We start from the raw sequence: 13,432 nt of genomic DNA on the forward strand, positions 1-13,432 counted from the left end.
TCGAGGGGGAACAGCATGCTGTACGCGGGAGTCGCCTGGGGCGCCGCCGGCTACGAGGTCGAGACGGTCGACGGGGACGGCCGGCGGATGACGTCCCCGGTGTCGTTCGACGCCCGGCGCACCGATGAACTGATCGGCCACCTACGGGGAATGGACCACCGGCTCGTCACCGTGGTGGACAGTACGAACGGGATACTCGACGGCCGGATGATGGCCGCGGGGCTGGACGTGTACCGCGCGGACCCCCATCTCCTGCCGCCACGCCCGGTGTTCGGCTCGGTGGACGCCGGGGAGCTGGCGCGGGCGGCGGCACGGCGCGGGACGGCCTCCCTCGCCAGGCTGGAGAGAGGCCGCGGTACACAGACCGGCCGGGAGGAGCTGCTCGCGGAGTGGATCGCCTCGGCGGAAACCGAGTTGGCGGCGATGACCACGGCGGGCCTCTGTCTGAGCCACGGCCCGCGCGACCGGCGCGAGATCGCCCTGACCTTCGACGACGGTCCGCTGCCGCCGTACACCGGGCAGATCCTCGACGTCCTCGAACGGTACGGCGTCCCCGCGACGTTCTTCTGTGTCGGGATGAACGCCCGTGCGTACGGCGAGGAGATCGTCCGGATGCGTGAGCAGGGGCACGGGGTCGCCAACCACACCTGGTCGCACCCGTTCCTGCCCGATCTGACCCGGGCGCAGCTCGTGGAGCAGATCGACCGGACCGGGGAGGGGATCGCCGAGGTGGGGGGCGGTGCCGTGCCGACCCTGTTCCGGCCGCCGTACGGGTCGCGTACGCCGGAGGTGATGGGGTGGCTGGCCGGGACCGACGCGAGGACCGTCCTGTGGGACGTCGCGCCGGACGACTGGGCCATGCCCGGCGCGGATTTCATCGCCACGACCATCCTCGACCAGGCGCGTCCCGGATCGGTGGTCCTCCTGCACGACGGGGGCGGCGACCGGTCGCAGACCGTGGGCGCGCTGCCCGCCGTCATCGAGGGCCTCCTGGAGCGGGGCTTCCGCTTCGTCCTGGTCGACGACATGGTGCCGGCCGCGGTGGTGTGACCACCGTCCCTGGCAGTCGTACGACCGGGCCGTGGTGTGCGCGCACACGCCCGCCACGGACGTTTCCTGGTGTCACCCGTGTTCCCGCCGGCCCGGTGCTCCGTACCGGGCCGGCGGGCGCGGGCCTTTTCCCGATGCGGCGCCACGCGCCCCGGCGCCGTCCGTCCCGCTCATTGGAGTCGAAGCGATGACACAGCTCGAAGCCACCACAGACCTGCCGCGGACGAACTGGGCCGGCAACGTGACCTACGACCCCGGCCGGGTCCACCGGCCGCGCACCCTGGACGAGTTGCGGCGGCTCGTCGCGGAGCGCACGAGGATACGGGCGCTCGGCAGCGGTCACTCCTTCAGCGCCGTCGCCGAGGCGCCGGGGGACCGCGTCCTCCTGGACGGCCTGCCGCCCACCGTCCGACTCGACCGGCAGGACGGGACGGTCACCGTCGCCGCCGGAACGCGCTACGCGGACCTGGCGTTCGTGTTGCAGCGGGCCGGGCTCGCCCTGGCCAACCTGGCGTCGCTGCCGCACATCTCGGTCGCCGGTTCGTGCGCGACCGGTACGCACGGTTCGGGCGACGGCCGGCGCTGTCTCGCCGCCTCGGTGGCCGGGCTCCGACTCGTGGGCCCGGAGGGTGATCTGGTGGAGCTGCGCCGGGACACCGACCGGGACACCTTCGCGGGGTCGGTGGTCGCGCTCGGCGCGCTGGGCGTGGTCACCCAGGTCACCCTGGACGTGGAGCCGACGTACGACATGACGCAGCGGGTCCGCGTCCGGGTGCCGCTCACGGAGGTCGCGGAGCGGTTCGACGACGTGTTCTCCGCCGCGTACAGCGTCAGTGTGTTCACGGACTGGCTCGGTGACGAGGCCCAGGTGTGGCTCAAGGACCGGCTCGACCGGAGCGACGGCGACCGGAGCGGGGGTGAACGGACCGGTGGCTGGGCCGGCGGGGAGCCCGCGCGCGTACCCCTGAATCCTGTGCCCGGCATGCCTCCGGAGTTCAGTACCGAGCAACTGGGCAGCGTGGGGCCCTGGTTCGAGCGGCTGCCGCACTTCAGGCCCGAGCTGACGCCGGGTGCCGGGGAGGAGTTCCAGTCCGAGTACTACCTGCCCCGCGAGGCGGCTCCCGCCGCCTTCGCGGCCCTGCGCGGCATCGGGCACCTGCTGGCACCGTCGCTGCACATCGCGGAGGTCCGTACGGTCCGGGCGGACGACCTGTGGCTGAGCCCCGCCCACGGCAGGGACTCGGTCACGTTCCACTTCACCTGGGTCAAGGACGCGGCGGCCATCACCCCGCTGATCGCCGCCGTGGAGGAGCTTCTTGTGCCGCTGGGGGCCCGTCCCCACTGGGGCAAGCTGACGTCGCTGAGCGCCTCCGAGATCGCCGCCGGGTACGAACGGGCCGTGGAGTTCGGGCGGTTGGCACGGAAGTACGACCCGGCGGGGAAGTTCTCCAACGGCTTTCTGGAGGCGCTGTTCCCCGAGGGGTGAGGCGCGGGGCGGCGACTGTCGTCCGTCCCCGGGTCCTCCGCTCACCGGGACGCCCGTTGTGCCTCGACGATCCGGTCCACGGCGGGATTCGCCCCGCCGCGGCCGGCCGACCTCTCCGCGTAACCGGGGAACTGGCCGGCCACGGCACAGCGCAGCCGCAGCTTGGCCGGCGCGACATTGACCTCGCACCGGTTCTCCTCGATCGCGCGCAGGACGGCGTCCGCCACCTGGTCGGGGCTGACCGTGCCGACCCCGCTCGGCACGGCGGCCCCCGTCGCGGCGAACATCCCGGCCTCGCGCACAAAACCCGGCTGGATGAGCGACACACCGACGCCGGTGCCGTGCAGGTCCTGCCGGAGGCTGTGGGAGAAGCCCCGCAGGCCGAACTTGGTCGCGGTGTAGAGGGAGGAGTACGGGGTCGCGGCCTTGCCGGACAGCGAGCCGACAAAGGCGAGGTGCCCGCTGCCCGCGCTCACCATGCGCGGGGCGAGGAGCCGCGCGAGCAGGATGGGCGAGCTGAGATTGACGGTGAGGGCGCGCTCGATCTGCGCGGGGGTGTAGTCGAGCAGGTCACCGCTGGCGGGCAGGGCCGCGTTCGCGAGGAGGATGTCGACGTCCGCACACTGCTCGGCGAGAGCGGTGACCTGCTCGGGGTCCGCGAGGTCGGCGACCACTGGACGGGCACCGAGCTGGGCCGCGAGGGGTTCGAGTGTCCCGGCGTGACGGCCCGTCACCACCAGGCGCGCGCCCCGGCCGGACAGTTTCAGCGCGAGGGCGCGGCCTATGCCGCCCGTCACGCCGGTGAGCAGAACAGTTGCGCCAGCGATACGCATCAGGGCGACCTCCCGGTCCGTGGTTCGGGCCTCTGCCGACGCACAGAACGATACGCACCTGGCAACTCCACGTCCATCATCTTGCCAAAACTTCCCAGGAGTTGGGCCGCGTAGGCCCAGCTCCGGGGCCCGACTTCGGTACGTAGATCGGGGGTGCCGGACTTCTTTTGCCAGATACCCGGAGCAACTTGGCAAGGAAAGGGAAGGCCAAGGAAGGAAGGTCGAAGGGAGGTCAGAGAGCCGCCTTCGCGCGGCCGGTCGCGCGGTGTATCCACAGGACGAGGGCCAGGCAGACGAGCGCGGTCGCGCACAGCAGCACCGGCACCATCCGGGGCCCCGACCACTCGATCACCCCGCCGAACGCCGGTCCCGCCGCGACGCCCCCGATCATCGACGCGGCGATCACGTACGCGCCGGCCCGCCGTGCCGTGGGCACGGTCCGGTTCAGCCAGGTGAGGCCGGTGGGGAAGATGGGGGCGATGAACAGGCCGACTCCCGCGTACGCGTAGGGCGCCGCGGCCGGGACGGCCGCCAGCCCGAGACAGCCGACCATGCCCACGCAGCTGACGGCCACGATCACGGGCTCCGACAGGCGCAGGGTGAGGGGCACCACGAGGAAGCGGCCCACCGTCATCATGAACCAGTAGACGGAGGTGGCGGAGGCGGCGAAGGCCGAGCCGTACCCGACGGTCTCCAGGTGGGTGGGCTCCCAGCCGCCCACTCCGGCCTCGACGGCCACGTGCAGGACGTACAGCGCGACAAACGCGGCGAGGACGCCGCCCATGCTGCGGCGCAGCACCGCCGCGCCCATGGCGTCCGCTCCTGTCCCTTCGACCGGTGTGACGGGCGAGCCGCCCTTGTCGCTGACTCCCCGGAGCGAGAACAGCAGCAGCGCCGAGACCCCACCGAAGGCGGCGAAGACCACCATGTAGCGGCCGGGGCCCAGCAGTCCGATGAGCGCGGGGCCCGCGACCGCGCCGATGCCGAAGTGCGCGTTGAGTACGTTGAGCATGGCGGCGCCCCGGTTCCCGAAGCCCACCGCGAACAGCTGGTTGAGGCCGTAGTCGATCCCGCCGAAGCCGAGTCCGGAGACGAGCGCGGCGAAGAGCGCGGCCGGCCAGGACGGGGCGAGGGCGAAGCCCAGGCTGCCGAGCGCCATCAGCGCGTACGAGGTCCCGAGCAGGGAGCGGTTGCCCACCCTGCCGTGCACCCGGTTGAAGACGAGGACACCGGCGACCCCGCCGGTGAAGTGGGCGCTCAGGGCGAGCCCGGCGGCGGAGGGCGTCAGCCCGTACTCCTGGCGCAGCGCGGGAATGGCGGGCCCGTACAGCGACTGGAGCGCGCCGATCAGGGCGAAGCCGACGCACGAGGCGATCAGGGCGGTCGTGCTGAACATCCGTACCCCTGGCCCCTCTTGGGGCCGGTCGGCCTCGGGTGCCGTACGGCTCGTGAGCGGCGGCTCAGTCATGGTTCCTCCCTGACAACTCGGCGTAACGGGCGGCGATCTCGTGGGCGAAAGCCATGATCGTGCCCTGCGGGCTGATGCCCGTGACCCCCGGCAGCACACTGGCGTCGCAGATCCGCAGTCCGGTGAAGCCGTAGGGGCGGCCGTCGGTGTCACACACACCGCCGCGGTCCGCCGCGCCCATCCGCGCGGACGCCATGCCGTGCACCGACACCAGCTCCCAGTCGGCCGGCCGCACGCGGTCGCAGAAGGTGTCGGCGTCGGCCGGGGTGCGGAGCGGTGGCGCCGACGACACCGGGGGCAGCAAGTCGGTGGCACCGGCGGCGAACAGCACCTTCGCCGTGGCGCGGAAGGCGTCGCGCAGGGCGGTGTGGTCCCCGGTGGTCATGCCGTGGCGCAGCAGCACTCCCCCGCCGGGCGTGGCCCGCACGCGTGCGGTACCGGCCATGCGTACCTGGGTGGTGTACACACCGAGGCGGCCGAAGTCGGCGAGCAAGCGTTCGGTGTCCGCCGGGCCTCGTCCTGCCACGGCGGCGGCCAGGGAGCCCCGGGACACGTTGGACGGCATGATCAGCACGCCCCGGTCGTCGAACTCCTGGACCTGGGCGGTGAAGAGGGTACCGCGCTCGGCGCGGACCTCCTCGGGGAACCGCGCCACGGTCCGCAGGTTGACGTGGAGGGCCAACTCCCGTCCGGCCAGGCGCCGGTGGATGTGGCTGCGTTGCAGGAGGGCGGGGGTACCCAGCGGTCCCGCCGCGAGGAACACCGCGCGGGCCCGGTGGACCGTACGCCCGCCGTCCGCGTCCACGGCCAGCACACCACGGACCGCGCCGCCGTCGTGCAGGACGCGCAGGACGCGGGTGTCGGGCCGTACGGTGGCGCCTCGCGCCTCGGCCAGGGGCAGGTAGCTGACGGCCATGCTCTGTTTGACGCCGCTCGGGCAGCCGGTGGTGCAGCGGTTGCTGTGCAGGCAGCCACGGACCGCGCGCCGGGCGTGCTTCCAGCGCCAGCCGAGCCGGTCGGCGCCCTCGGTCAGGAGCGAGGAGTCGCGGTTGCCGCCGCCGTGCCGCTGGACGGTGACGCCGAGGCGGTCGGTGACGGTCCGCAGATGGGCCGCCAGGTCGGCGGCGCGGTAGCCGTCGATGCCGGAGTGGTCGGCCCAGCGCAGGAGGAGCGCGGGCGGGGGTTCCCACAGCAGGCCGCCGTTGACGACGGTGGTGCCGCCCACGCAGCGTCCTTCGCCGTACGGGAAGGTCGGTGTGCCCACGACGGGGATCAGCCCGCCGTGGCGGTACAGCGCGCGCATGTTCTCGGCGGGTCCGGCGGCGGCGAGCCGGGCGGTGTCGACCCTCGGGCCCTCCTCCAGGACCGTCACCTCCAGTCCGGCGGCGGCCAGTTCGAGGGCGGCGACACTTCCCCCGGCGCCCGAGCCGACGACCACGACGTCGGTGTCGACGGTACGGGCCCCGCGCATCCCGCCACGGCCTGTCGTTCTCATGCCGCTTTCCTTCCGCTGCCGCCCGTACGCCGGTCGAGCGCGCCGAGCAGCGCCAGCGCCGTACTCGACCGGACCACCTCGGTGAACCCGGGCAGCGCGGTGAGGGCGGCCATGCCCCGGCGCGCCTGGTCCGGGGAGGCGCGGCGCAGGGAGCGCCCGGTCCTGAGCCGGTACGCCACGGGCAGGGCGCGCAGGGCGACGGCGTATCCGGCGCGGTAGGGCAGGGGCAGGGTCCGCAGGGTGCCAAGGACGTGGTCCTCGGCCGCCGCGCGGGCGCCGGGTTCGGCGAGGCAGGGGTAGTTCCTGAGCCAGTAGGTACGGAGACCACTCGCCCGGAGTGCGCCGCGCATCGGTGTGCCGGGCATCAACGTGCCTTCCCCGCGGCCGGTACGAAGCGTTCCACCACGAAGTCCGTGAGCAGCCGCAGCGCCCCCCTGGCCAGGACGGCGTCCAGGGCCCGCAGGAAGATCGCGGCCTCCTCCTCCCCCGCCACCAGCGGAGGCGAGACCATCAGCGCGATGCGCCGGTTGGAGCCGAAGAAGGTGAGCACGTCGTGGTCCCGGTAGAGCGCGGCGATCACCGCGCCGGTGAGCAGCTTGGCGAAGATCTGGGGGTCCCCGGCCAGCGGTCCGGGCAGGATCTCCCGTACCCCGGGGGGCAGTTGCGGGCCTTGCCTCAGATACACGCCGTGCAGCGCTCCCCGTCCCGCCGTCCCGGTGATCAGCGCGGGGTACGTGGCCGCGAGGTCCGCGAGGCCGGCCGACAGGAGGTCGCCGAGCTTGCGCGCCCGGCCCGGGAAGTCCTCCTCGACCGCGACCGCCACGGCCTCCAGCGCCGTCGCGGTCTCCTCGCCGAAGCCGTAGTAGGTGGTGCTGTGCAGGGTGGCGTCGCCGAGGTTGTCGTAGGCCGCGCGGAAGACCGGCTCGCGGGTGACGTACCCCGAGATGGAGGCTTTGCCGCCGCCGAACGACTTCGACATGGTCACGACGTCGGGGACCAGTCCGGGGTGGCGCATGAAGTGGAACAGCTCCCCGGTCTTGCCCCAGCCGGTGTACACCTCGTCGAAGATCAGGACGATGTCCCGCTCGGTGCAGATCCGGCGCACCTCCCGCAGGAACCCGGCGGAGCATTCGCGCAGGCTGGAGGCGCTGAACGGTTCGAGGACCACCGCGTAGACGTCGCTGTCGCCGCGCGTGCCGGTGTGCCGCTCCAGGGCCAGTTCGAAGGAGGCGAGGTCGTCGTAGGCGAAGGAGTCGGTCCCGGGGATCCGGGGGAAGTCGAAGTGGATCTCCGGCGAGGCGGTGAGGCTGCCCGCGCCGAGCAGTTTGCCGTGGAACGCGATGTCCGTGTGCAGGACGGTGCCCCGGCGTCCGCGGTGGTATTTGTACGCGAGTTTCAGGGCTCCTTCGACTGCCTCCGCACCGGAGTTGGGGAAGTAGGAGATGTTCAGGTCGCCGGGGAGGAGCGCGGCGAGGTTGTGGCTGAGGGCGGCCACGTAAGGCGAGAAGTAGTTCTTGTGCACCTCCATCCGCTGCTGCCGGCGGAACCGGTCGCGGGCGGCGAGGACGCGGGGGTGGTTGTGGCCGTGGTTGAGGACGCCCACCCCGCCGGTGAAGTCGAGGACGCGCCGCCCGTCCTTGAGCCGGATCCAGCAGCCCTCGGCGCTCTCGGCGAGGTCCTTGCCGAAGCCGAACGCGCCAATGAGGGAGACCTGGCTGCGGCTGACGTACCGGCCGTAGAGGTCGTGGACCTGGTCGATCGAGAGGTCTTCGGCCTGGTCGAGGGTGAGCAGCTCAGTCACGGGAGGCCTCCGTGGCACGGGCGGCGGGCCGGGTGCGCAGGCGGTCGGCCATCAGCCGGCCGGCCGACCGGCCTTCCCGTACGGCGTAGTTGGTGCCGCGGTCCTCGGGGAACACCTGGGCCATGCTCGCCAGGTAGAGGCCGGGCAGCCGGGTCTCCAGCGGGGGCATGTCCTCGCGGTAGCCGGGGGTGATCACGGGCTGGGCGTGCTCGGCGCGCCACACGTGGTAGTCGTCCACCCAGGAGCGGTCGAAGCGCGGGAACATCCGCCGCAGGTGCGGAAGGCTGTGGGCAAAGACCTCCTCGTCGCTCATGCGGTACAACTCAGCGTCGGGCGGGAGGTACTTGGACAGGTAGACCACGTGCTTGCCTCCGTACCTGCCGGGGTCGTCCATGTTGGTGTGCTCGATCACCCCGACGTACGGGAATGACGGGTCGTTGACGTTGAGCCAGTAGGTGTCGGAGAGGCGGCGGTTGTTCTCCAGGACGAGGCACACGTTGGCCAGATACGGGACGCGGCGCAGCTGCCGGAGCAGCGCGGGCGCGGCGGGGTGGGGTTCGGCGCCGGACGGCCCCGACTCCAGCAGGGCGGCTGCCTGTTCGGGGGCCACCGTGAGCAACACCTGCCGGGCGGGAAGGAGTTCGCCCGCCGCCGTCCGTACGCCGCTGACCCGGCCGTCCTCGAAGGTGACAGAGTCGACGGGCGTGTCGGTGAGCATGTCGACGCCGAGCGCGGTCAGCCGTTTGTGCAGGGCGGTCAGGAGGGTCTCGCTGCCGCCGCGCAGGTAGTAGAGGGTCTCGCTGCCCGACTTGGTGCGGCTGCCGCCGCGCAGGCGCAGCTTGGTCCACATCCAGGTGGCGCCGACCTGGTCCGCGTAGTGGCCGAACTTCCCTTCGAGGAGCGGGCGCCACACCACGTCGTACACCCGGCGCCCGCCCAGCGAGACGAGCCATTCCTCGGCGGTACGGTGCTCCAGCTCGCGCCAGTCCTTGACGCGCTGGGCGCGCAGCGCCAGGAGGCCGAGCCGCAGCCGGTCGCGGAGCGGCAGCGGGGCGAAGCGCAGCAGGTCGGTGGGCCGGGAGAGGCGGTAGATGGAGTTGGCGTAGAACATGCCGGTACGGGTGACGTGCGCCTCGACGGCGTCGGACACCCCCAACTCCGCGCACAGGTGCAGGATTTCCTCGTCGGAGGCGAACCAGTGGTGGTAGAAGCGCTCGATGCGCCGGCCGCCGCCGACGTCGAAGCTGCCGGCCAGTCCGCCGATCTCGGGGTCCCGCTCGACGATCCGTACCCGGTGGCCCTTCGTGGCCAGTTCGAGGGCGGCGGACAGGCCGGTGAAGCCCGCGCCGACGACGATGACGTCCGCGGTGGCGTCCGGGCCGGCGTCCTGGATGTGTGCGGGGTTCCTCAACTCGCCGTTCACACGAACTCCTTGATGGGTCGTCGTGGTTCGCTGCCGTTCGCCGTACGCGCCTCGGGGGTCCGCCGGGCGACCAGATAGGGCGGCCGGCCCTGGACCTGCTGGAAGGCCGCGAGGAGGTACTCGCCGAGCACTCCGCTCGCCAGGGACCGGAGCCCGAACACCCCCAGGGGCACGGCCCGCCGGACGCTCCGGCGGGCCGCCGCCACTCCCACCGCGCCGAGGAGCGAGGCGGCGCCGATGTAGGTGGGCAGGCGCAGGGGCAGCGCGCTCCCGCTGGCGAGCAGACCGCTGCGGGAGAGCGCGAGCATCTTGCGCGGGGTGTACTTGGTCCCGCCGGCGAGCCGGGCGTCACGTTCGTACTCGATGCTGGTCTCGGCGAAGCCCGACCAGCTGATCGCCCCGCGCAGGAACAGGGCGCGCTCGCCCGACAGGCCGGTCAGGAAGTCGACCACCTGCCGGTCGAGCAGCCGGAAGTCCCCGGTGTCCAGGGCGACGGGGCGGTCGGAGAGCCCGGCGAGGATCCGGTAGTACGCGTACGCCGTGGCCTTCTTGAGGTGGCTCTCGCCGTGTCGGGCGGTCCTGCGCGCGGAGACCACGGACCAGCCGTCGAGCCACGCGCGTGCCATGCGCGGGATGAGTTCGGGCGGGTCCTGGAGGTCGGCGTCCATCAGGACCACCGCGTCCCCGGCGGACTCCGCGAGGCCGGCCAGGCACGCGGCCTGGTGTCCGAAGTTCCGGCTGAACCGGACGGCCCGCACGGTGGTGTCCTGGGCGGCGTACGCCTCGATGAGGGACCAGGTGGAGTCGGAGCTGCCGTCGTCCACGTAGATGATCTCGTGCGGCAGGTCCCGTACGGCCTCGGTCACACGTCGGTGGGTCCGGTCGAGCACCTCCTCCTCGTTGTAGCAGGGCAGGACGATGCTGATGAGGTGGTCGTGGGGCCGGTCGGGGTTCCGTTCGTCGGCGGTCATGGTGCCCTCCGGGATGGGGCCGCTCAGTGCTCGGCGGGGGCTGCGACGGAGTTGAGGACCAGGGCGTACGGGGGCTCGGGGACCAGGTAGAAGTGGTCGCCGGGCACGCGCTGTTCACGGAAGCCGCCGCCGGTCAGTTCGCTCCACGGGCGCCGGTCGGCGTCGGGGTCGGCGTCGCCGACGATCGTGGTGACCGGGCAGCGCAGGAGCGGTTCCGGGCGCGGGATGTAGGAGTGGAACATGTGGCTGTCGCCGCGGATGTACGGCAGGACCAGCTCCTGGAAGACGGGGTCGGCGGCCAGTTCGGGGTCGGTGCCGCCGAGGGTGATCAGCCGGGTGACGACCTCGGCGTCGTCCTCGTCGATCTCGGCGGCGGGCTCGGGGGGCGGGTAGGGGGCGTCGCGGGAGCCGGAGGCGATGAGGTGCGCGGGGGTGATGCCACGGGCCTCCAGCGCGCGTGCCGTCTCCAGGGCCACGGCGGCGCCCATGCTGTGTCCGAACAGCGCGAGCGGCAGGTCGGGCACGCCCGGGAGGGCCGCCACGGCGTCGGCGGTCGCGCGGGCGAGGTCCCGCAGGTCGGTGGGGACGGGCTCGGCGAGGCGCTCGGCGCGCCCCGGGTAGCGGACGGCGTGGACGCGGACGCCGGGCAGGTGGTGGCCCCAGTCGCGGAAGAAGGAGGCCGAACCGCCCGCGTGGGGGAAGCAGATGAGCTGCCACCGGGGGTCCGCCACCGGGACCGCGCACTGCAACCAGGTCGAGGGATGGTGCGTCGCTTCGCTCACTTCGCTGTCTCCTGTTCCGTACGCTGCCGCTGGGCCCGCAGGACGCGGGCGCGCCGGGCGGTGGCCTGCCGGGAGGCCGTGAGGACCGCGTCCGACTCCGTACCGCTGTCGCGGATCAGCGCGACCTGGGCCAGGACGGTGGTGTGCCGGAAGAGCGCGACGACCGAGGGGCGCTTTCCGGTGTGGCGCTCCAGGGCCTCCTGGAGCTGGAACATGGCGAGGGAGTGGCCGCCCATGTCGAAGAAGTTGACGTCCGTGGGGACGGAGGCGCTCTGGAGCACTTCGGCCCAGGCGGCCGAGACGCGGGTGGCCAGATCGGTGCCGGTGTCGGTGCCGGTGCCCGTGTCGGTGTCGGTGTCGGTGTCGGTGTGCTGGATGGCGTCGGTGTGATGTGGGCCGGCGGCAGCGGTGTGGGTGTTTTCCGCCGCGCGCGTGGCGAGTGCCGCCCGGTCCGCCTTGCCGTTGACCGTACGGGGAAGGTCGTCCAGCACCGTGACCCGGGCCGGGACCATCACGGCAGGCAGCCGCAGCGCCAGCTCTTCCCGCAGCGCCCCGCCGTCGGGACCTGACGGCGCGAGCACGAACGCGGCCAGTCCGGTGTCCCCGCCGACCGGTACGACCACCGCCTCGCGGACTCCGGGAAGCGCGCACAACTGGGCCTCGACAAAGCCGAGTTCGACGCGTTGGCCCCGTATCTTCACCTGATGGTCGCGGCGGCCGACGAAGTCGAGCGTCCCGGTGTCGTTCCAGCGGACGAAGTCGCCCGTACGGTACATGCGGGCGCCCGGCGCGCCCGCGAACGGATCGCCGACAAAGGCGCGGGCGGTGGCGTCGGGACGGCCGAAGTAGCCACGGGCCACGCCGGCGCCGCCGACGTACAGCTCCCCCTCGGCGCCGTGCGGCACCGGCCGCATCAGCTCGTCCAGTACGTAGAGCCGGGCCCCCGGCACCGGGCGTCCGACGGACACCGGGCCCGCGCTGTCGAAGCGGTGGTAACTGGCCCACACGGTCGCCTCGGTGGGGCCGTACTCGTTGACGAGGGACACCGGGTCGCCGTGTGACGCGAAGTGGCGCGTGACCAGTTCCGCGGGGAGCGGCTCGCCCGCCACGATCACGGTGCGGAGCGAGCGCAGCCGTTCCGCGCCCAGCCGCTCGGCGGCGTCGAGCACCACCCGGTACAGCGAGGGGACGCACAACATCTGTGTCACCTGGTGCCGTTCGACCAGCTTCACGAGCCGCTCGGGGTCACGGACCTCGTCCGCCGTGGCCACCACCAGGCGTCCGCCCGCCGTGAGGGTGCCCCACAGGCCGGCCACGGAGGAGTCGAAGGCCAGCGGCGAGACCAGGAGGAAGACGGGCTCGCCCGGGTAGACCGTACGGCGGGCGAGGGTCGAGGCCGCCAGCTGGCCGTGCTCGACCAGGACGCCCTTGGGCTCGCCCGTGCTGCCGGAGGTGTAGATGAGATACGCCGGGTCCTGCGGGCCGACCCGGTGGGCGGGCGGGTCCGCCGCGTGGGCCCCGGGCCGGGCGGCCTCGCCCTCCGCGTCCACGAGCGGCAGCCCGATCCCGGCCAGGCGCGCCCCGACCCCGGAGGTGACCACGACGGCGCTCACCCGGGCGTCGGCCAGGATGTCGGCGACACGCCGTTCGGGGTGGGACGGGTCCACGGGGACGTACGCCGCCCCTGAGCGCAGGATGCCGAGTACGGAGGCCACCATGGCCGTCGACGGCTCGGCGACCACACCGACCCGGGAGCCCAGGCCGACTCCCCGCGCGGCGAGTCGGGCCGCGATCCGTCCGGCCCACGCGTCCAGGGCGCGGTAGCTGAGGGCGGTGTCGCCGCTGTGCACGGCGGTACGGGCCGGTTCCGTACGGGCGTAGTGCGCCACGAGTTCGTGCACCGGGGTGCGCCCGGACAGCGGCAGGGAGGCGCCCCGTCCGAGCGCCGTCAAGGCCTCCCGGTCCCTCGCCCGGGTCTCCGTCCGGCTGGGCAGCAGGTCCGTTCCAAGTGAATCCGACATCAGAACTCCTCAGCGGGTCGTCGTTCGGTCGTCGTTCGTTCGTCCACGGCTCGTCGTCCGTCGTCCGTCATGCATCGGAAAGGGGCACCTCAGGCACATTTT

Annotated in this window: 11 protein-coding genes; 2 read left to right on the top strand and 9 right to left on the bottom strand. The window is 72.8% G+C overall.

The features are described 5' to 3' along the window. Window positions 1-15: 15 nt before the first annotated feature. Together OG349_RS08075 and OG349_RS08080 are read left to right on the top strand one after the other, a co-directional pair. Complete coding sequence (locus OG349_RS08075; RefSeq protein WP_327233963.1) at window positions 16-1,050, top strand: polysaccharide deacetylase family protein; 1,035 nt, start codon at window positions 16-18, stop codon at window positions 1,048-1,050. Window positions 1,051-1,237: 187 nt separating this feature from the next. After that, window positions 1,238-2,536, top strand: coding sequence for a D-arabinono-1,4-lactone oxidase (locus OG349_RS08080; protein ID WP_327233964.1), 1,299 nt, complete (start codon window positions 1,238-1,240; stop codon window positions 2,534-2,536). Window positions 2,537-2,577: 41 nt separating this feature from the next. Here the strand turns inward: OG349_RS08080 and OG349_RS08085 are convergent, their stop codons facing one another. From OG349_RS08085 to OG349_RS08125, 9 genes are all read right to left on the bottom strand, one after another. Further along, a complete protein-coding gene (locus tag OG349_RS08085; protein WP_327233965.1) occupies window positions 2,578-3,369 on the bottom strand; it encodes an SDR family NAD(P)-dependent oxidoreductase in 792 nt (263 codons plus the stop codon). Window positions 3,370-3,601: 232 nt separating this feature from the next. Continuing rightward, window positions 3,602-4,837, bottom strand: a complete 1,236-nt coding sequence (locus OG349_RS08090) for an MFS transporter (RefSeq protein WP_442806218.1) — start codon at window positions 4,835-4,837, stop codon at window positions 3,602-3,604. Further along, complete coding sequence (locus OG349_RS08095; RefSeq protein ID WP_327233966.1) at window positions 4,830-6,332, bottom strand: FAD-dependent oxidoreductase; 1,503 nt, start codon at window positions 6,330-6,332, stop codon at window positions 4,830-4,832. Before OG349_RS08095 ends, OG349_RS08090 begins: the two co-directional genes overlap by 8 nt. Continuing rightward, on the bottom strand, window positions 6,329-6,697 hold the full coding sequence (locus tag OG349_RS08100) for a hypothetical protein (RefSeq protein ID WP_327233967.1): 369 nt from the start codon (window positions 6,695-6,697) through the stop codon (window positions 6,329-6,331). Before OG349_RS08100 ends, OG349_RS08095 begins: the two co-directional genes overlap by 4 nt. Beyond that, on the bottom strand, window positions 6,697-8,133 hold the full coding sequence (locus OG349_RS08105; protein WP_327233968.1) for an aspartate aminotransferase family protein: 1,437 nt from the start codon (window positions 8,131-8,133) through the stop codon (window positions 6,697-6,699). The genes OG349_RS08100 and OG349_RS08105 overlap by 1 nt, the downstream gene beginning before the upstream one ends. After that, window positions 8,126-9,556 (bottom strand): NAD(P)/FAD-dependent oxidoreductase, encoded by a 1,431-nt coding sequence (locus OG349_RS08110; RefSeq protein WP_327233969.1) that lies wholly within the window; start codon window positions 9,554-9,556, stop codon window positions 8,126-8,128. Before OG349_RS08110 ends, OG349_RS08105 begins: the two co-directional genes overlap by 8 nt. Next, window positions 9,553-10,527: a glycosyltransferase family 2 protein gene (locus tag OG349_RS08115; protein ID WP_327233970.1), complete on the bottom strand. Its 975-nt coding sequence runs from the start codon at window positions 10,525-10,527 to the stop codon at window positions 9,553-9,555. The genes OG349_RS08110 and OG349_RS08115 overlap by 4 nt, the downstream gene beginning before the upstream one ends. Before the next feature lie 23 nt (window positions 10,528-10,550). Continuing rightward, complete coding sequence (locus tag OG349_RS08120) at window positions 10,551-11,309, bottom strand: thioesterase II family protein (RefSeq protein WP_327233971.1); 759 nt, start codon at window positions 11,307-11,309, stop codon at window positions 10,551-10,553. Then, window positions 11,306-13,330: a non-ribosomal peptide synthetase gene (locus OG349_RS08125; protein WP_327233972.1), complete on the bottom strand. Its 2,025-nt coding sequence runs from the start codon at window positions 13,328-13,330 to the stop codon at window positions 11,306-11,308. Before OG349_RS08125 ends, OG349_RS08120 begins: the two co-directional genes overlap by 4 nt. Window positions 13,331-13,432 lie beyond the last annotated feature (102 nt).

Source organism: Streptomyces sp. NBC_01317 (assembly GCF_035961655.1).
In the GTDB taxonomy this organism is placed as follows: domain Bacteria; phylum Actinomycetota; class Actinomycetes; order Streptomycetales; family Streptomycetaceae; genus Streptomyces.